General features: G+C 66.6%; 20 protein-coding genes and 1 tRNA gene. 5 read left to right on the top strand and 16 right to left on the bottom strand.

Annotated elements, in window-relative coordinates; genetic code table 11:
- Positions 1 to 2: 2 nt before the first annotated feature.
- Positions 3 to 479, bottom strand: a complete 477-nt coding sequence (locus AC4ELS_RS11730) for a hypothetical protein (protein WP_448447021.1) — start codon at positions 477 to 479, stop codon at positions 3 to 5.
- 121 nt (positions 480 to 600) lie between these two features.
- Positions 601 to 900: a hypothetical protein gene (locus AC4ELS_RS11725; protein ID WP_448447019.1), complete on the bottom strand. Its 300-nt coding sequence runs from the start codon at positions 898 to 900 to the stop codon at positions 601 to 603.
- A gap of 183 nt (positions 901 to 1,083) precedes the next feature.
- Here AC4ELS_RS11725 and AC4ELS_RS11720 point away from each other — a divergent pair, with 183 nt between their 5' ends.
- Together AC4ELS_RS11720 and AC4ELS_RS11715 are read left to right on the top strand one after the other, a co-directional pair.
- Entirely contained in the window at positions 1,084 to 1,824 is a 741-nt protein-coding gene (locus tag AC4ELS_RS11720; RefSeq protein ID WP_498887980.1) for a hypothetical protein, read from the top strand.
- Positions 1,821 to 2,177: a hypothetical protein gene (locus AC4ELS_RS11715; RefSeq protein WP_498887978.1), complete on the top strand. Its 357-nt coding sequence runs from the start codon at positions 1,821 to 1,823 to the stop codon at positions 2,175 to 2,177. The genes AC4ELS_RS11720 and AC4ELS_RS11715 overlap by 4 nt, the downstream gene beginning before the upstream one ends.
- 10 nt (positions 2,178 to 2,187) lie before the next feature.
- Here the strand turns inward: AC4ELS_RS11715 and AC4ELS_RS11710 are convergent, their stop codons facing one another.
- Entirely contained in the window at positions 2,188 to 2,700 is a 513-nt protein-coding gene (locus AC4ELS_RS11710) for a UCP032817 domain-containing protein (RefSeq protein WP_498887976.1), read from the bottom strand.
- Between the two features lie 547 nt (positions 2,701 to 3,247).
- Here AC4ELS_RS11710 and AC4ELS_RS11705 point away from each other — a divergent pair.
- Positions 3,248 to 4,165 (top strand): tetratricopeptide repeat protein, encoded by a 918-nt coding sequence (locus AC4ELS_RS11705; RefSeq protein WP_499047487.1) that lies wholly within the window; start codon positions 3,248 to 3,250, stop codon positions 4,163 to 4,165.
- Between the two features lie 70 nt (positions 4,166 to 4,235).
- On the opposite strand, the gene AC4ELS_RS11700 is transcribed toward AC4ELS_RS11705, so the two are convergent.
- Complete coding sequence (locus AC4ELS_RS11700) at positions 4,236 to 4,688, bottom strand: hypothetical protein (protein ID WP_499047485.1); 453 nt, start codon at positions 4,686 to 4,688, stop codon at positions 4,236 to 4,238.
- A complete protein-coding gene (locus AC4ELS_RS11695; RefSeq protein WP_499047483.1) occupies positions 4,688 to 5,779 on the bottom strand; it encodes a hypothetical protein in 1,092 nt (363 codons plus the stop codon). The genes AC4ELS_RS11700 and AC4ELS_RS11695 overlap by 1 nt, the downstream gene beginning before the upstream one ends.
- Before the next feature lie 200 nt (positions 5,780 to 5,979).
- On the opposite strand from AC4ELS_RS11695, the gene AC4ELS_RS11690 reads away from it, so the two are divergent.
- Positions 5,980 to 6,387 carry a hypothetical protein gene (locus AC4ELS_RS11690; protein WP_498887968.1) on the top strand — a complete coding sequence of 136 codons (408 nt, stop codon included), beginning with the start codon at positions 5,980 to 5,982 and terminating at the stop codon, positions 6,385 to 6,387.
- A 71-nt stretch (positions 6,388 to 6,458) separates the two neighbouring features.
- Here the strand turns inward: AC4ELS_RS11690 and AC4ELS_RS11685 are convergent.
- From AC4ELS_RS11685 to AC4ELS_RS11675, 3 genes are all read right to left on the bottom strand, one after another.
- Positions 6,459 to 6,532, bottom strand: a tRNA-Pro gene (locus tag AC4ELS_RS11685).
- 36 nt (positions 6,533 to 6,568) lie between these two features.
- On the bottom strand, positions 6,569 to 7,999 hold the full coding sequence (locus tag AC4ELS_RS11680) for an APC family permease (RefSeq protein ID WP_499047481.1): 1,431 nt from the start codon (positions 7,997 to 7,999) through the stop codon (positions 6,569 to 6,571).
- Positions 8,000 to 8,010: 11 nt separating this feature from the next.
- Positions 8,011 to 8,901: a carbon-nitrogen hydrolase family protein gene (locus AC4ELS_RS11675; RefSeq protein WP_498887965.1), complete on the bottom strand. Its 891-nt coding sequence runs from the start codon at positions 8,899 to 8,901 to the stop codon at positions 8,011 to 8,013.
- Positions 8,902 to 9,000: 99 nt separating this feature from the next.
- Between AC4ELS_RS11675 and AC4ELS_RS11670 the strand changes: the two genes are divergently transcribed.
- Complete coding sequence (locus AC4ELS_RS11670) at positions 9,001 to 9,762, top strand: FadR/GntR family transcriptional regulator (RefSeq protein WP_499047479.1); 762 nt, start codon at positions 9,001 to 9,003, stop codon at positions 9,760 to 9,762.
- On the opposite strand, the gene AC4ELS_RS11665 is transcribed toward AC4ELS_RS11670, so the two are convergent.
- The 8 genes from AC4ELS_RS11665 to AC4ELS_RS11630 all read right to left on the bottom strand — a co-directional run bounded on the left by AC4ELS_RS11665 (position 9,759) and on the right by AC4ELS_RS11630 (position 17,074).
- Positions 9,759 to 10,676 (bottom strand): sulfite exporter TauE/SafE family protein, encoded by a 918-nt coding sequence (locus AC4ELS_RS11665; RefSeq protein ID WP_064885052.1) that lies wholly within the window; start codon positions 10,674 to 10,676, stop codon positions 9,759 to 9,761. The genes AC4ELS_RS11670 and AC4ELS_RS11665 overlap by 4 nt on opposite strands.
- 243 nt (positions 10,677 to 10,919) lie before the next feature.
- Positions 10,920 to 11,687, bottom strand: a complete 768-nt coding sequence (locus AC4ELS_RS11660; RefSeq protein WP_082940082.1) for a sulfite exporter TauE/SafE family protein — start codon at positions 11,685 to 11,687, stop codon at positions 10,920 to 10,922.
- 38 nt (positions 11,688 to 11,725) lie between these two features.
- Positions 11,726 to 13,147 carry a ribosome biogenesis GTPase Der gene (gene der / locus AC4ELS_RS11655; RefSeq protein WP_064957707.1) on the bottom strand — a complete coding sequence of 474 codons (1,422 nt, stop codon included), beginning with the start codon at positions 13,145 to 13,147 and terminating at the stop codon, positions 11,726 to 11,728.
- Positions 13,144 to 13,830, bottom strand: a complete 687-nt coding sequence (gene cmk, locus AC4ELS_RS11650) for a (d)CMP kinase (protein WP_064957706.1) — start codon at positions 13,828 to 13,830, stop codon at positions 13,144 to 13,146. Before cmk ends, der begins: the two co-directional genes overlap by 4 nt.
- Positions 13,827 to 14,585 (bottom strand): pseudouridine synthase, encoded by a 759-nt coding sequence (locus AC4ELS_RS11645; protein ID WP_498887960.1) that lies wholly within the window; start codon positions 14,583 to 14,585, stop codon positions 13,827 to 13,829. The genes cmk and AC4ELS_RS11645 overlap by 4 nt, the downstream gene beginning before the upstream one ends.
- Complete coding sequence (gene scpB, locus AC4ELS_RS11640) at positions 14,569 to 15,306, bottom strand: SMC-Scp complex subunit ScpB (RefSeq protein ID WP_254358656.1); 738 nt, start codon at positions 15,304 to 15,306, stop codon at positions 14,569 to 14,571. The genes AC4ELS_RS11645 and scpB overlap by 17 nt, the downstream gene beginning before the upstream one ends.
- Before the next feature lie 8 nt (positions 15,307 to 15,314).
- On the bottom strand, positions 15,315 to 16,193 hold the full coding sequence (locus tag AC4ELS_RS11635) for a segregation/condensation protein A (protein ID WP_499047477.1): 879 nt from the start codon (positions 16,191 to 16,193) through the stop codon (positions 15,315 to 15,317).
- The gene (locus tag AC4ELS_RS11630; RefSeq protein WP_499047475.1) at positions 16,190 to 17,074 is read right to left on the bottom strand and encodes a ParA family protein; all 885 of its coding nucleotides are present in this window, start codon (positions 17,072 to 17,074) and stop codon (positions 16,190 to 16,192) included. Before AC4ELS_RS11630 ends, AC4ELS_RS11635 begins: the two co-directional genes overlap by 4 nt.
- Positions 17,075 to 17,151: the final 77 nt, after the last annotated feature.

Genomic DNA, 17,151 nt, shown 5'->3' with positions numbered 1-17,151 from the left:
AGTCAGCCTCTCGCAGCAGAACTGAGCTCGTCAGACGGCTCGTCCGTCACCTCGACATCCCGCAGCTTCCCTTTCAGCCCCGCGACCCGGCGAAGCTGAGCGGCGATGTTCATCGAGGTCAACATGGGGATGCCGCCGATGAACGTCCGGAATGACGGATTGCCGCCATCGCGATGCAGCATGTACATGCAGCCGACGACATAGAAGAAGCCCATGGTGAACAGGACGGCCGGCATCGCGTAGGCAAGCGGCGAGCGAGCGTCGTTCACCAGCTCGGTCGCGTAGTCGAACTCATCCCGCGACATCGGTTCACGCTTGCGCAGCTTGGCGAGCACCGCCTTGTGGGCGCCGACCTTCTCGCCCAACGACGCGGGGGTTCTCTTCTCCAGCCGGCCGATGTACACGAACACACAAGCACCGAACGTCACGGCCATCACGCCGGCAAGGATCGTCAGGTCGCCCCAGATTCCGAGATCCACTCGCCGCTCCCTACTTGCCATCGGACATCGCCGGATTACCTAGAACCGCTAACGACGCTACCGCAGGCTCGACCCGTCAAAGCACTACCAACAGGACTTTCGCAGGAAAGTCGGTCGACTCCTATTCGGTGTCGCTGACGTCCTCCAACCGCTGACCGACCCGGGCCAGCGCCTCGTCGAAGACATCGACCTTTTCACCGCGCTTCTCGTTGGCCGGCTGTGCAGCGCCACGGGCACCTTCGGCCTCGACGCGGGCCGCCCCCTGGCGGCGCAACAAGCTGAAGTTCTTCTCACGCGCTTGCCTCAGCCGACTCTGCAGATCCTTCAGCGCCTTCTCATCCATGCGGGCCAGAGCGTCTGGATGACTCTCGGCGATCAACGAATCTTCCTGCGGAGTCAGGTTCACATGATGGTTGCTCACCCTTGATTCATATCCCGCGCCAGCCCGGCTGAAAAGTGATTCGCCCCGCACCAGCGGAACTTGTTACTCGCCGTCCCCACCAGGTTCACCTTTGCCGACGGTGAAATTGCGGATCGTCGGCGCGCCGGAACCAGCATCGAGAGCAAACGGCGCGATGATGCAGATGTGGTTGATGATGCGAATGTGACCAACGCTGTCCCGGTGCCCCCGACATCCACCCCGGAGGCCGGCGAGGTGCGCACTGAACCCGAAACGGTCGCCAGTGCGCCGACTCCGCAGCAGCGCGTCTGGACGATGCCCAAATCCCCCGTCACGCGTGAGCAAGCCGATGAGGTGGGCCGGATCGCGCGCAACGCCGTCACCGCCATCATGGGGTTCATTGCCGGCGTTGCCCGGTATGTCGCCCGCACCGTTCGACAGCTGGCACTGGCGATCGATGCGGTGCCTCCAGCCGTTCGCGTGCTGACCCTGATGGGCATTTTCACGCTTCTCGGCATCGTCGGCGCGATCGCGCTGGACGGCGCTGTCGCCCTGGTGTGCATCGTCGTCGTGGTTCCGTTGTGCTCGGTCACCCTCGGCGTGCTCGGACACCGCTGGTACAGCGGACTCGGCACTCAGTCCGCGCCGAGTGCGGCGGTCCCCGCCGTTGCCGCACCGGTCTCAGACCTACAGCGTTCGATCGAATACGTCGACAAGAAGCTGACACTCGCGCTCAACGCCTTCGGTGCCGAGCGTCAACAACATGCAATGATCGCCCTCTTCCAGGCCAAGACCGCCGTCGAGCTCACGCTCGGCACGGAACAGGACACAGCGAGCCACGTCGACGCGTTGCTGGCTGTGGACGACCATGACTCGCGGCCGCGCATCCGGGCCGGCTCGGCGGCAAAGACCCTGCGGGAAAACACTTCCCTGGCCGTCTCATGACCGAGCACACCCTCTCCGGTCAGGTCGCCCTCATCGAGGACGACTACACGTTGGTGATCAACCGTGGGGCCGAGGCGGGTGTGACGCCCGGCATGATCTTCGCCGTGCAGTCCGAGTCGGATCAGGTGATCACCGATCCCGAATCCGGCCGGGAGTTGGGCAGACTCACCCGCGAGAAGCTTCGGGTGAAGGTGTTCGACGTGCAGCCCTTGTTCTCCCGCGCACACACATTCGCCCGGACCGACGACTTCTACGGGCTGTTCCAGGCCACGGCCGTGGTGACGGTCTATGTCGGTGACAGCTTGGAATCGGTCTCTGGCGAGGCCGAGGTGCGTCGGGCGGCGTCGGGGTAGTTCGGGGTCGTCATCCCGACTCGGCGCCGCGCCGACTGCTCAGTGCCGCTTCGATTTCCGCGACCCGTCGCGGACTCACACCCCACGGCTCATCAAGCCCGAGACGAGAGTCCAGATCCCACAGGACGCACCGCTCACCCGGCCCGGCGATCATGGACCAAGCGATGACGGTGCGGCGCAGCTGTCCATCCATGCACTCGCCGGTCGCCGTAGCTCCGGGCGGCGCACCGCCGTCGGGGTGGTGGTGCAGAAATTGCCCATAGGCGGCGTCACAGAATGCCGCATAGCGCGCGGTGCACAGGATCAGGCCGTGCCAGGCTTCATCGACCGCGCGTGAGGGCATCCCAATGACCTGACCGTCGCGCAGCGCTACGGCGCAGCATCGAAACCACTGACGCAGACCGGTTTCGATGCGCTCACGCGGCTGCCACGGGCAGGTCCTGAACACGGCCTCCGGCAATTCCAGATCGGCGATCACCTGCCCGGCGGCACGTCGGGCGCCACCCTTTCGCAGCGTGATCATCAGCAACCGCCGCCCCCGCAACCTCCGCCGCCACCACAACTACTTCCACCACCGCATCCCCCGTGCCCCCCATGCCCTCCGTCGCTGAAACCGGAGTCCGCGCCGGCCGCCCAGAACGCTGCGGCACCGCCGGCACCGGCGACAGACCCCAGCCCGCTTCGGCGGCGCGAGCCATCCCCGCGATGCCTCCGTTTGGCGATGACGAAGATCGCCAAGATCGCTACGTCGAACACGATCACCACCAGCGGAATAATCCACCACACGATGTCCGTCCTCCTCGTCGACTTCCTTACCGGACAAGCGGACCACGCGGTGCATCGCTACCGATCCCAACTCCCGTCTCGTACCTGCCGCGCGGGCTGCGCGCTACGGGCATCACTCGGTTCACGACGAGGGTGGACCTGAGCACGCGGCCGCCACAAAATCGCGGTCGCGCTTTCGCTCGAAACCCTCAGTTCCACCAGAAGTTCCAGTAAAGCCCGTCCGGCTGTTGGCGACGACGAATACCAGTAGCCCAGCGTGCCGCAGGAACCGCTATCGTGACGCGGTGGTGTCGGTCGCGTACACGAAGTTGATGCAGACGCTGTCCGATCCGGGTTCGGACTCGCAGGGTTTGTTCGAGGACGCCCGGGAGTTGTCGGCGGCCTTCGTGCGCAACGAACACCGCGCCGGGTTGTTGCCGCCCGACGCCGCGGATGTGATGGTGTTGGGCTTCGAGCGTGCGGGCGACGCGGGCCTGGCAGAGTCCTACATGGAGCTGGCTGCGCTGTACCGGAACGGCGGGACGTGGCGCGCGCCTCTCCTCCCCAAGAATGACAACCGCGCGATCGAGCTGTATCGCTTGGCCGAACTGCTCGGACACCCCGAAGCTTCGCTGCAGCTCGCACAGACTGCGTACTTCGCCAGGCGCACCGATCTCGCCGATGAGGTCTGGCAGCGCGCGGAGATGTTAGGTAACTCCGTACCCGAGCGAGCCGACATCCTCGTGTTCATCGGTTACCTGCTGAACGCCGGCTTCGGCGTCCCCGCAGACCCGGTTGCGGCGGTGCACAAGTTCCATGCCGCGGCGAACCTCGGCAACGCTGATGCTGCATTCGAGCTGGGTCTGATGCGCCAGGCCGGCATCGGCCTACCTCGCGACGAAGGCGCCGGGTTGGGATGGTTCTTCTGGGCCGCCGATCTGGGCAGTACCCGCGCGCAGTACAACCTCGGTGCCTTCTACGGCGCTGGCACGAACGGGCTGACGCGCGACGCCGAGATGTCCCTGCAGTGGTATCTCAAGGCTGCCGAGGCCGACCACGGACAGGCGGCACTCGTCGCCGCGCTGATGCTTCTCACCGGCGACGGTGGCCTGACCGTGGACCCCGAACAGGCCGCTGAGCTACTGACACGTGCAACTCGACTCCTCGGCCGAGATGTCGTAGATGAACGTCTGACCCAGATGGGACTCAGGCCGCACGACTGAACGTCGAACAGCGAGTCATGTAGCGCCCCTGATGAATCTGGAAAAGACAGTGCCTACGGCTATCGGCACGTCAGTCGGGACGGGCTCGGTACCAGGGCTCGCCGATGTCGAGTTCACGCACGTCGACTCCCGCCGGGGTCACGAGTTCCTCGGGAGTGACGAAGTATCCGACCCCGACCGGGTCTCCGCAGACGTTCCAGCGCTCGCGACGACCACGGACGGCGGCGATCGCGTCGAACCGGCCGAGGATGCCGTGCACTCCGTCGTGGAGCGAACCGTTGTCGACGTCGAGCGCCATGATCTCCTGCCCGTCGAGAGTGAGGTAGATCCTGCCGTCGGCGTTACGCAGCGGCGTGCGGGTCACCTCAACGCCGGCGTTCGCCATCGCGGCGAGAGCGCCCGTGAGCAGCTCCTCCACCCACGCCTCGCTGTCCGGTGCGAAATCGGCGTCGACCAACACAGCACGGTGCCGGTGGCCGTCGGTCCAGTCACCAAAGAGCTTGTGGGACAGAAGTACGTCCATCAGATGGCTCCTCGCATGTCGATGCACCCTCCCTCGGCTGTGTAGCCCTCCACTGGGCGGAGCGTGTAACTGTCACCGATCGTGTCGGTCCGGTAGAACCGCTCGAACATGTCCGCGGCCTCGTCCGCGGTGAACACCTCGTGGCGGCTGATCGTCTGAACGCTGCGTGGCAACACGACGTCGACGTCGAGCTCGACGGGGCCGCTGTGCGGGTGGCCGACTACCGACCGCACCGACACGGCACCGATGTCGGCTCCGCCGGGCCGGCAGAACTCGATCGCCATGGCCTCGGCGGTGCCGGCGGCCTGCAGGTACAGCGACGTCGAGAAGTCGGCCGGTACGCCGCGCGGTGGGCGGGCGCTGAGCACGATTGCCCACGGGTCGGCGCCGTCCATGCTGCGCAGGTGGTGGCCGATGATGCCCCGGTGGTGCTCACGGATCAGATCGCTGGAGATGGTGCGGTCGGTCTCGCACAGCACCTGGTAGTCGTGGGTCGGGGTGAGGCTGTCGGTGAACGCGGCATACGCCGCAGGGCCTTTCGCGTAGGCGGCCAGGTACTTGAGCACGTCGACCGTCGAGGACATCCCGCCCCGCTCACCGCGGGCGATCGCCTCATCCGCCAACCCCGCGGCGGCAGCATTACGCCCGGCGGCGATCAGCGCGGTGACGGTGCGGGTCAAGGCCCGGTTGGGGGCGATGCCGTCGGGGGACTGCTCCACGACGGCCGCGTAGTCGGCGGCGGTGGGGTGCGCGGTGATGAACTCACCACGTACGCGGTCGAACTCGTCGAGCACCGGATCCCACTCCGGCTCGCCGGTCGCCGGAATGTCCCGGTGGCCGGTGCCGATCCGCAACGGCTGCACCTTGAAGGCGCCGTTGACTCGGCGGTTGATCCGCATCTGCCGCCCCATCACCTCGTCGGGCATGAAAGCGGCCCAAAGGATCTCGTCGACGGCAAGCGGCTTGATCTCCACCGTCCAGGTGATCCGCACCCGGTCCGGGTCCCGGTCCGGGTGGAACACCTGCGGGTAGAAGAGTTCGGTCACGTAGACGTCGTCGAGGACGAACCCCGTCGCGCTGACAAACCGCATGCCGCGGCTCTTGCACGCGGGTCGCAGCGCATCGTTCCATGCCTGAAGAATCGGTGATCGCTTCGCCACGGTTCCCCCTCCACCGCGGTCCCCCGACCGCTACCGCAGAAGTACACCAGACGGCGACGCCAATCCGAGGCCGCCCCTCGGTCATGAGCCCGCCTTCTGGATCGCCGCAGTCGAGCACCAGCGACGTGTCGGTGGCTGGCCATACCCTCGACGCCATGAAGGTGCTCGACGAGGGCGAGCCGATGCGGCCATGCCGATGCCCGGACTGCGAGTGCACCAGCGTCACCGACCTCCTCGTCGGCGGCGACGACACACCAGTGTGCGGCTGCTGCCTCGCAGACTGCCCGGACGTGCACGGCCCCGAGGGACGTCGGCCGCAGCACTACCGGTACCGGGCCGACTGGTCGGAAGAGGACCGCGAGTTCGTCGGGCTCGCCGCGGAGTTCCCGTCGCTGTCGTTCCTGGCACCGACGCCGCATGAGGCGCTGGACGGCATCAAGGAGCTCGTCGCGGAGGTGCTACGCGACATGGCGCAGACCGGGGAATCGCCTCCTGCCCCTTCCGGCCGAGTTCAGAAGGGGTTTTCATCGTCGAGCTGACAGGACCCGCCCCAATTCCTCGACAAAGAAAAAAACTCGCTCGGCTTACGCCGGCGAGTTTCTGTTCTTTGTCGGGCTGACAGGATTTGAACCTGCGACCACTTGACCCCCAGTCAAGTGCGCTACCAAGCTGCGCCACAGCCCGCGTGCTTCCGGCTTGCACCGGCAGCGAGTCGAAAGCTTACCGTAGCCGCCCGCCGTTCTCGTAATCCGCCCCACCCGTCACAGGCCACCCCTCACTGGCTGTGGTTTCGACGGTCGTCGCCTCGGCTTCGTCGACGGCGATCTCAGGTGGCAGCGTCCTGAAACCCCGACTCGTCACGCCCAGCACGACGATGCCGAGGCCGAGCCAACAGAGCCCAAGGACGATCGCCCGGGAGTCGAGCTGCAGCAGCAGATACGACGTGATGATCGCACCGATCGCCGGCGCCACAACGTAGAGCAGCGGGCTGCGCGATTCGCCGGAGGCCCGGTGGCGGAAGTAGTAGACGATGACCGACACATTCACGAGGGTGAACGCAACGAACGCCCCGAAGTTGATGAATGACGTCGAGGTCGCCACGTCGAGGAACATCGCCAGCAGGCCCACCGCGCCGACCATCACCAGGTTGGCCGCCGGAGTACGGAATTTGGCGCTCAGTGTGCCGAACACCGACCGGGGCAGGGTGCCGTCGCGGCCCATGGCGAACAGCAGTCGCGATGCGGAGGCCTGTGCGGCGATGCCGGACGCGAACTGGGCGAGGATCAGACCGGCGAGGAACACTGCCCCGAACAAATTGCCGCCGATCTGCTCGGCGATTTCCAGGGCCGCCGACGAGGAATCAGCGAATTCCCCACCAGGGTGCACCAATTGGGTGGTGTACGCGATGACCAGGAAGATGGCGCCGCCGATCAGTGCGATCAGCAGGATGGCTCGGGGCATGTTCTTGCGCGGTTCGATGGCTTCCTCGGTGAAGGTGGTGACGGCGTCGAATCCGAGGAAGGAGTAGGCCGCGATGGCCGCGCCGGCCGTGACACCCCCGATGCCGGCGCCGATCCCGGTGAACGGACTCGCACTGAGCAGCCCGCCGGCGCCGCTGTTGCGGACGACGGAGGCGACCGACAGCGCCACGAACAACCCGATGACCAACAGCTGGAATGCCATCAGCAGATAGTTGGCCTTATCGGCGACCTTGATGCCGATTACGTTGAGCACGGTGGTGATGAGGATGAATCCCAGCACCCACACCCAGCCGGGTATGCCCGGGAATTGAGCGTCCAGATATGCGGCCCCGATCAGCCAGATGACCATGGGCAGGAACAGATAGTCCAGCAATACCGCCCAGCCGGTGAGGAATCCGACGCGTGGGTCGATGGTGCGGCGCACGTAGGTGTAGGCCGACCCCGACACCGGATACGCGGCCGCCATCCTGCCGTAACTTGACGCGGTGAACAGCATGGCCGCCAGCGCGATAAGGTAGGCCGACGCCGACGCTCCGGCGGTGGTGGACGCGATCACGCCGAAGATGCCGAGCACGATCAGCGGCGTCATGTAGGCCAGCCCGAACAGCACCAGCGAGCGCAACCCGAGGGCGCGCACCAGGGTCGGTTGCCCGGCAGATGGCGGTGTCATGGTGGTGCCTTTCAGTCGGCGTGGCGGTTCGACGGTGACCAACGCTGCGGGTCGATTCGACCCTGGTACAGCGGTAATCCGATCGGACGGTCCGACGGTCCGAACTGGTCCCACATCCGGTTGGTACCGGCGGTTCCTCGCTCGCGTACCGCGGCGACGGCCCCGAAGTCGATGTGCTGGCAGAGCACATCCGGGGCTGCGCCCGGGGTCTCCTGGAGCACAGCGCCTTCGGGGTCGACGATGAGGCTGCGCCCCTTGCCCACCGGTCCAGCGCAGTTGACGCTCACCGTGAAGACTTGGTTCACAATCGAATTGGCGCGAGCCAGCACCAGTTCCTGACTCCGGTCCTCGGTGGTGGTCTTGACGACATTGACGATCACGTCGGCGCCCATCCAGGCCAGATGGCGGCTCACCTCCGGGAACCAGGCGTCATAGCAGATGGACAGCCCGAGTCGGCCGACCTGAGGGATGTCTACGGTGACGAACTGGTCGCCCGGCGTGTACTTCTCGAACGGTCGCCAGGGGAAGATCTTGCGGTAGGACGCCACGAGCCGGCCGTCGGGGGCGAAAACCGGTGCGGTGTTGAATAATTCACCGTTCTCCCCCAGCTCGCACACCGAGCCGGGAACCAGCCAGGCATCGGCGGCGCGGGCCACCTCGCCGAGGGCGGCGATCAATGGACCGTCCAGTGGTTCTGCCGCAGTGGCCAGCATGCCGGTGTCTTCGGTACCGAACAGGTGGATCTCGGGATAGACGATCAGTGCCGGACCGGTCACCGCTGACCGCACTCGCAGCACGTCGGCCGTGAACTGGGTGACGGTGTCCTGCCGACCGAACACCGGCAGGCCCTCGATGTCGAGCGGGGCCGCCTGGACTCCAGCCACCGTGATCGATCCGGACACAGGACCTCCGAAGCATTAATAACCCAGAATGAGCGAATTTAGTCCAGATATTAGTTCAGCATGAACAAATAGAGCAATAGCTGACGTACGCTGAGGCGCATGACGTTGCAGGTCGGTGAGGCGCATCCGGCGCTCAACGCCCCCGCCGTCGCGGGCATCACCCGGCTCAGCGCCGCCGACACGGTGCGGGCCCGCCTCGGACTGGCCATTGAACTGGGCCTCATGACCAGGGGGGAACGGCTGCCCGCCGAACCCGACATCGCCGCCGCGCTCGACGTCAGCGTCGCCACGGTCCGCCGGGCCTTGCAGTCGATGGCCGACGAGGGCGTGGTGGTCCGTCGCCGTGGCCGGGTCGGCGGCACCTTTGTCGCCCGTAGCGGCGCCCGGGTGGACGCCGGATCAGATCACCCCTCGGCCACGTTCCGTGCCGATGCCGCCGAGGTGCGCCGCCTCATCGACCTACGCGCGTTGGCCGAGGATGCCCTCAGTGCGGCTGCGGCGCAGGCCGCCACCGATGCGCAGCTCGACGCGCTCGCGGCGATCGTCGACGAGGCTGCCAGGACCACCGACTGGACGGGCTTCCACACCGCCGATCAGCGTTTCCACGAATCGGTCGCGGCGGCAAGCGGTCTCGACTGGGCGATGCACAGCTACTGCGCCGTGCTGCACGGGCTGTACCGCTACTTCATTCCCTACCCGATCAGCTACCTGCACGAGTCCAACCGAGAACATGCCCAATTGGTGGAAGCGCTGCGTCGACGCGACTGCCGGGCGGCCTCCGAGATTGCCCGCAATCACGTGCTGTCGTTGCATCAGACCATGTACGTGGGCCTGTCACGCCCCTCGAAGGAGTCCGGCTAACCGCGTGCCGCCCGCTCTTCGACCGCGGTGACAACCGAATCATCCACATCGCGCGGCGCCCGCGACGTCTTCCAGGCGCGGACCACCATGGCTGCCCACCCCGCCACGATGAGCGTGTAGATCAGCGTCGACCACGGCCAGTGCACGCCGAAGTAGTGCACCAGTTTCTGGCTGTTGGTCAGCAGGATGACCCCGCCGACAGCGGTACCGAGCAAGGCCGGGTTGATGCGGCTGACCAGCCACGCGGCGACCGGCGCAGCGATCACCCCGCCGACCATCAGCCCGAGCACCACAGGCCAGTTCTCCAGGAACTCCTGGCGCAGCCCGACCAGAAAGCCGATCGACGCCGACACCGACACCAAGAACTCCGAGGCACTGACCGAACCGATCACGGTCCGCGGTGCCGTCTTGCCCTGCGACAGCAGGGTGCTGGTGGTCACCGGACCCCAGCCGCCGCCACCCGACGCATCGATGAACCCGCCGAACAAGCCGAGCGGTGCCAAGAACTTGGCACTGTGACTGGTGCCGTGTTCGCCGAGACTCAGCGGCGTACCCAGCGAGAAACGCAACAGCACGTAAAGCCCGATGCCGAGCAGGATCGCCGCCATGAGCGGCGCGGCCGATTCCGTCGACAGCGCCGACAGCACCGTCGCACCTGCGAATGCACCCGCGGCCCCGGGGATGCCGAGCTTGGCGACCATCGGCCAGTCGATGTTCTTGAAGCGCCAGTGCGACACCGCCGACGCCAGCGTCGTCCCGACCTCAGCCAGGTGCACCGCGGCGCTGGCCTGTGCCGACGCCACCCCGCTGAGCACCAGCAGGGTCGAGGCGGTCACACCGAAGGCCATCCCGAGCGCACCGTCGACCAACTGGGCCCCGAGGCCGACGAGCGTGAAGATCAGAAGCGAACGCATGGGTTCGGCTGCTTTCGATTGTGGTCACCGCCCCGGGTGACCCGACGGAAGGTTGGGCGCGTGTCTACCGACCCGCGCGACACCACTCGTCGAAAGCCATCAACCGGCGCGACGGCCAGAAGGGCTCGAGGGCAGCCAGAGCAGACGGTGCGGTGCGGTAGGCACGTTCAGCCACCGGTCACCCCTTTCTGCTCGACAGTCGACGTGACTTTACCTGAGGCTTCGCACAAGCAAGTCTTTGCCCTACAGGCTCAACAACCGGTAGAGCCCGATCAGTCCCACCACCACGATCACGGCACGCAGCGCATTCGGCGACAGCCGACGTCCGTAGTGAGCGCCGAGGAATCCACCGATCAGCGAACCGACCGCGATCAGGCCGGCCGCCACCCAGCTGATCCGGTCGAACGCGACGATCGTGTACGCCAGCGCCGCGACGATGTTGACCAAGAGCGACAGCAGGTTCTTGGCGGCGTTCATCCGTTGGATCGACTCCGGCAGCAGCGCGCCCATCACGGCGATCAGCAGGATCCCCTGGGCTGCCGTGAAGTAGCCGCCGTAGACGCCGACGGCGAACGTGCCGATCACCAGCACCGCCATGCGACGCGGGCTGACGTGGTCGGCGGACTGCCCGGACTCCTCGGCGCGGTTCCTCACCCACGCCTGGATCCGAGGGCCGACGACGACCAATATCAGCGCCAGGATCAGCAACACCGGTACGACCGCGACGAACACCTTTTCCGGCAGGTGCAGCAGCAGCCAGGAACCCAGGCCGGCTCCGATGAGCGATCCTGGGATCTGCCAGCGCAGCCGCTTCCACTGGCCACGCAGCTCCCGGCGATAACCCCAGGTGCCGGAGACACCGCCGGCGACCAGACCGACGGCATTGGACATCGTCGAGGTGACCGGCGGAATCCCCAGCGCCACGAGCGTGGGGAAGGTGATCAGGGTGCCAGACCCGACGACGGCGTTGATCGCGCCCGCACCGACACCGGCCAGCGCGATCAGGATCATGTGGGTGACGGACACTCGGGCCAGCCTATCGGCCCGGTTCAGCGCTTCTTCTTGGGCGCTCCACGCTTCTCGCGGACCCGGACGTTGATCTTCACCGGGCTGCCCTCGAAACCGAACTGCTCACGCAGGCGGCGCTCCAGGAACCGGCGGTAACCGGCCTCCAGGAACCCGGACGTGAACAACACGAACGTCGGGGGCCGGGTCGCCGCCTGAGTGGCGAACAGGATCTTGGGCTGCTTGCCGCCACGCACCGGCGGCGGTGTCGCGGCCACGATCTCCTTGAGGAAATTGTTGAGCTGCCCCGTCGAGATCCGCTTGTCCCAGGACGCGAGTGACGTCTCCAGGGCCGGCACCAACTTCTGCACCGCCCGGCCGGTCATGGCCGAGATGTTGACCCGCGGCGCCCACTGGACCTGCACCAGTTCCCGATCGATCTCTTTGTCCAACAGGTACCGCCGGTCCTCGTCGACCAGGTCCCACTTGTTGAACGCGATGACCAGGGCACGCCCGGCCTCGATCACCATCGACAGCACCCGCAGATCCTGCTCGGTCAGCGGCTGAGAGGCATCGATCAGCATGATCGCGACTTCGGCCGCATCGATCGCGCCGTGGGTGCGCACCGAGGCGTAGAACTCGTGTCCGCTGGCCTGTCCGACCTTACGGCGCAGACCCGCGGTGTCGACGAATCGCCAAGTCTTGCCGCCCAATTCGATCAGTGAGTCGACGGGGTCGACGGTCGTGCCTGCGACGTCGTGAACCACCGAACGCTCGTCACCGGCCAGGCGGTTCAGCAGTGAGCTCTTGCCGACGTTCGGCTTGCCCACCAGCGCCACGCGGCGTGGGCCGCCCGCACCGCTGCCGCCCACCTCGGAGACCTCGGGCAGCTTCTCCATCACCGTGTCGAGCAGATCGGCCACGCCGCGTCCGTGCATGGCGCTGATCGGGTGCGGCTCACCGATGCCCAGCGACCACAGCGCCGCGGCGTCGGACTCACCGCGCTGCGTGTCAACCTTGTTGGCCGCCAGGAAAACCGGCTTGCCCGACTTGCGCAGCATCCGGGCCGCGGCCTCGTCGGCCGACGTGGCCCCGACGACGGCATCGACGACGAGGATGATCGCGTCAGCGGTGCGCATCGCCACCAGTGCCTGATCGGCGACCAGCTGCTGCAGACCCTTGGCGTCGGGTTCCCAGCCCCCGGTGTCCTGCACCATGAAACGGCGGTTGAGCCAGTTCGCGTCATAGGACACCCGGTCGCGGGTGACCCCGGGAATGTCCTGAACGACGGCTTCGCGCCGCCCCAAGATCCGGTTCACGAGAGTCGATTTCCCGACATTGGGCCGGCCGACGACGGCCACCACCGGAGGCGGCGCGGCGGCCTCCTCGAGAACCTCGGCAACCTCGTCGCTGAATTCCCAGTCGCTCTCGTCCGACCAGGTGCCGTCACCATCAGAGTCGCTCATCGGCGCACCCCCGCATGCTGGGTCACCAGGTCGAGAAGGTGTGTCACGACCTGTGTTTGGTCCATGTCACTGGTGTCGACCACCAGTGCATCCTCGGCTGCCCGCAACGGGGACACGGCCCGCGTGGAATCCAGGTGATCGCGCCGCTGCACGTCGGCGAGCACTGTCGCATAGTCGTCGGGCAGACCGCTCGCGATGTTCTGGGCGTTGCGGCGCCGGGCGCGCTCCTCGGCGGAGGCGGTGAGAAAGATCTTGACGTCGGCCTTGGGCAGCACCACCGTGCCGATGTCGCGCCCCTCGACCACCACGCGTCCACCCGCAGCAGCCAGCTCGCGCTGCAGATCGACGAGCCGGGCACGCACTCCGGGCACCGCCGACACCGCCGACACCGCGCGGGTCACCTCGTCCCCACGGATCTCGTCCGAGACGTCTTCACCGGCCAGGAACGCGCGATCCTCACCGGGATCCGAACCCACCCCGATCACCGCGCCCGAGGCCACCGCGTCGATGGCCTCGGCATCGTCCAGATCGGCCCCGGCGCGCAACACCGCCAACGTGACGATGCGGTACATCGCGCCGGTGTCCAGATAGCTCGCGCCAAGGGCTTGCGCCAAACCTCTTGAAACCGAAGACTTCCCGGTTCCGGCGGGCCCATCGACCGCCACCACCAGAGACCCGCTCACATTCCCACCGCCTGATAAAGCTCGCCGATTTCCTTGCGGCTGAGCGCCCTGATACTGCCCGGCCGCTGGTCCCCCAGCGCCACCGAACCGATGTCGGTGCGGACCAACTCCTGCACCGGGAAATCCACCGCGGCCAGCATCCGCCGCACGATGCGGTTACGGCCCTCGTGCAGGGTGACCCTCACCAAGGTCTTGCCCGGAACCGTGTCCACCACCGCGAAGTCATCTACATGCGCCGGACCGTCATCCAGTTCGACACCGGCGCGCAGCTTCTTGCCGAGGCCGCGCGGCACCGTGCCGATCACCGTCGCCACATAGGTCTTGGGAATCTCATACGACGGGTGCATCAGCCGGTGGGCGAGCTCCCCGTCGTTGGTCAGCAGCAGCAGCCCCTCGGTGTCGGCGTCGAGCCGGCCGACGTGGAACAGCTTCTTGTTGCCCCGAACCCGGTGCTCCACCAGATCTCCCACGCACGGGCGGCCCCGCTCGTCGGACATCGTGGACAGCATGCCGATCGGCTTGTTGATCGCGAGGTAGACCAGCGTGTCATCGATGACCACCCGGGAGCCGTCCACCCGGATCTCGGCCGTATCCGGGTCGACCCGGGTACCGAGCTCGGTCACCAGCCGTCCGTCGACCTCGACGCGGCCGTCGGTGATCATCCGCTCGGCCACCCGCCGGGAGGCAATTCCCGCCTGGGACAACACTTTCTGCAGCCGTACGCCTTCTTCAGCCATGTCAGTCCTTGTCCACATCGAAGGCCATCGGCTGGTTGCCGCCAGGCGCGCCGCCGTTGAGTTTGGCGAAACGCGGCTCGTCACCGAGAGATTCGCTCAGATCGTCGATCACGTCGACATCGGGCAGCAGCGGCGCGATGTCGGGCAGATCGGATAGGGATGTCAGGCCGAGCCGTTCCAGGAACAACTCGGTGGTGGCGAACGCGGCCGCACCCGAATCCGGATCGGTGCCCGCCTCGGTGATCAGACCGCGCGCCACCAGAGTCCTCATCACCGCGTCCACGTTCACGCCGCGCACCGCGCTCACCCGCGCGCGGGTCACCGGCTGCCGGTAGGCCACCACGGCCAGGGTCTCGAGGGCGGCACGGGTCAGCTTGGACCGCGCGCCGTCGAGCAGGAGCCGCTCGACATACGGGGCGTAGCGCGCCCGGGTGTACATCCGCCAGCCACCGGCTGCCTCTCGCAGGTCGATGCCGCTGTCACGGGCAGCAAGCTCCTCGGCCATCAGACGCAGCTTGGCCATCACCCGGTAGGCGGGCTGTTCGGTCGCCGAGGCCAACGCATCCACCGTCACCGGCGTGTCCACCACCAGCAACAACGCTTCCAGGACAGCACCCAGTTCACCGTCTTCGAGCTCGGGAACCGTCGCCACGTCGATGCCCAGGTCATCTCCGACCGGGATCGCTTCACCCGGGGCATCGTCGGACCGCTCTCCGGAATCGGAGATCTCGTCAGTCATTGTTCTCGCTATTCTTCCGCATCCGCGGTTGCCAGATGTTCGCTGGTCGGCCGATCTCCGGTCCACGAAACCTGGAGCACTCCAAGCGGTTCTGGTTGCTCGAATGCTACCGCCTTGGCTCGGAACAGTTCGAGCAGCGCCAGGAAGCGGCCGACGATCTGGAGTCCGTCGGTGCACTCTGCCACGAGTTCGGAGAAAGTTGCCCATTCGCCGTTCCCGCGCTGCTCAAGCAGGGCGATGATCCGGTGCGCCTGCTCGGGCACCGACACCTTGGGCGCGTGGATGTGGTCGATGCCCACGGTGGGCACCGGGCGCGGGGTGAAGGCGGCGGCCGCGATCTCGGCGAATTTGCCGGCGTCGACGCCGAGCATCACCTCGGGCAGCAGGTCCGAGAAGCGATCCTCCAGCGACACCACGCGCGGGTAGCTGCGCAGCGCCGCGGCCTCCAGTTCGGCGAACATCAACGCGACGTGCTTGAACGCCCGGTACTGCAGCAGCCGCGCGAACAACAGGTCGCGGACCTCCAGCAGGGCGAGATCCTCCTCGTCGTGCACCTCGCCCGACGGCAGCAACCGGGCCGCCTTCAAATCCAGCAGCGTCGCCGCGATCACCAGGAACGTCGTGGTCTCGTCGAGTTCGAGCCGGGCGCCGATCTCTTTGGTGTAGGCGATGAAATCGTCGGTGACCTGGTGCAATGCCACCTCGGTGACATCGAGGCGGTGCGCGAAGATCAGCTGCAGCAGGAGGTCGAACGGCCCCTCGAAGTTGGTGAGCCGAACCTGGAAACGGTTCTGCTGATCACCGGTCGTCGACTCATCCCCGACGGCGGCAGCTGGTTCGGCGCGATCGGGCGTCGGAGTGGCCGGGGTGTTCAGGACATCGTTCACGCGCCGAACCGGTCGATGACTTCGCGGGCCAGCGAGCGGTAAGCGACGGCACCGCCCGACTTGGGCGCCCAGGTGGTGATCGGCTCGCCCGCCACGCTGGTCTCCGGGAAGCGCACGGTCCGGGTGATCACGGTGTCGAACACCAGATCGCCGAACCGCTCCACCACGCGGGCCATGACCTCACGCGCGTTGACCGTGCGCGGGTCGTACCGGGTGACCAAGATGCCGCTGATGGACAGCTTGGGGTTGAGCCGGTCGTGCACCTTGTCCACGGTGTCGGTCAGCAGCGCCAACCCGCGCAGCGAGAAGTACTCACATTCGGTGGGGATGATCACACCGTCGGCGCACGCCAGTCCGTTGACCGTGAGCAGGCCCAGCGAGGGCTGGCAGTCGATCAGCACGTAGTCGTAGCGGTCCAGCACCGGATACAGGGCCCGGGCCAGCGACTGTTCGCGGCCCACCTCGTTGACCAGCTGGATCTCGGCGGCCGAGAGGTCGATATTGCTGGGGACCAGGTCCATGCCGCTGACCCGGGTCTTGATCACCACGTCGTCGATCGACACCCGTGGTTCGACCAGCAGGTTGTGCACCGTGTTCGCAAGTTCGTAGTGCGGCACGCCGAGGCCCGCCGACAATGCGCCCTGCGGGTCCAAGTCCACCAGCAGCACCCGGCGGCCGTACTCGGCCAGGCTGGCACCCAGGTTGATCGTCGAGGTGGTCTTGCCGACCCCGCCCTTCTGATTGCACATAGCGATCACCTTGGCCGGACCATGTGTCGAACGCGGCCGCGGTTCGGGAATGTCACGCGGTGGCCGCCCGGTCAGACCGAGCTCGGGTGAGCTGTGCTCGAAGAGGCCGTCGTGTGCGCTGTCGTCGTTCATACCCCACCACTACTGGTCAGGTTTCCCGCAGTCTCGGCGCACATATCCCGGCAAGTTTAACGTCGTCATGCAGCCAG

Source organism: Mycobacterium shunyiense (assembly GCF_058270035.1).
This window is presented reverse-complemented; position numbering and strand designations above follow the sequence as displayed.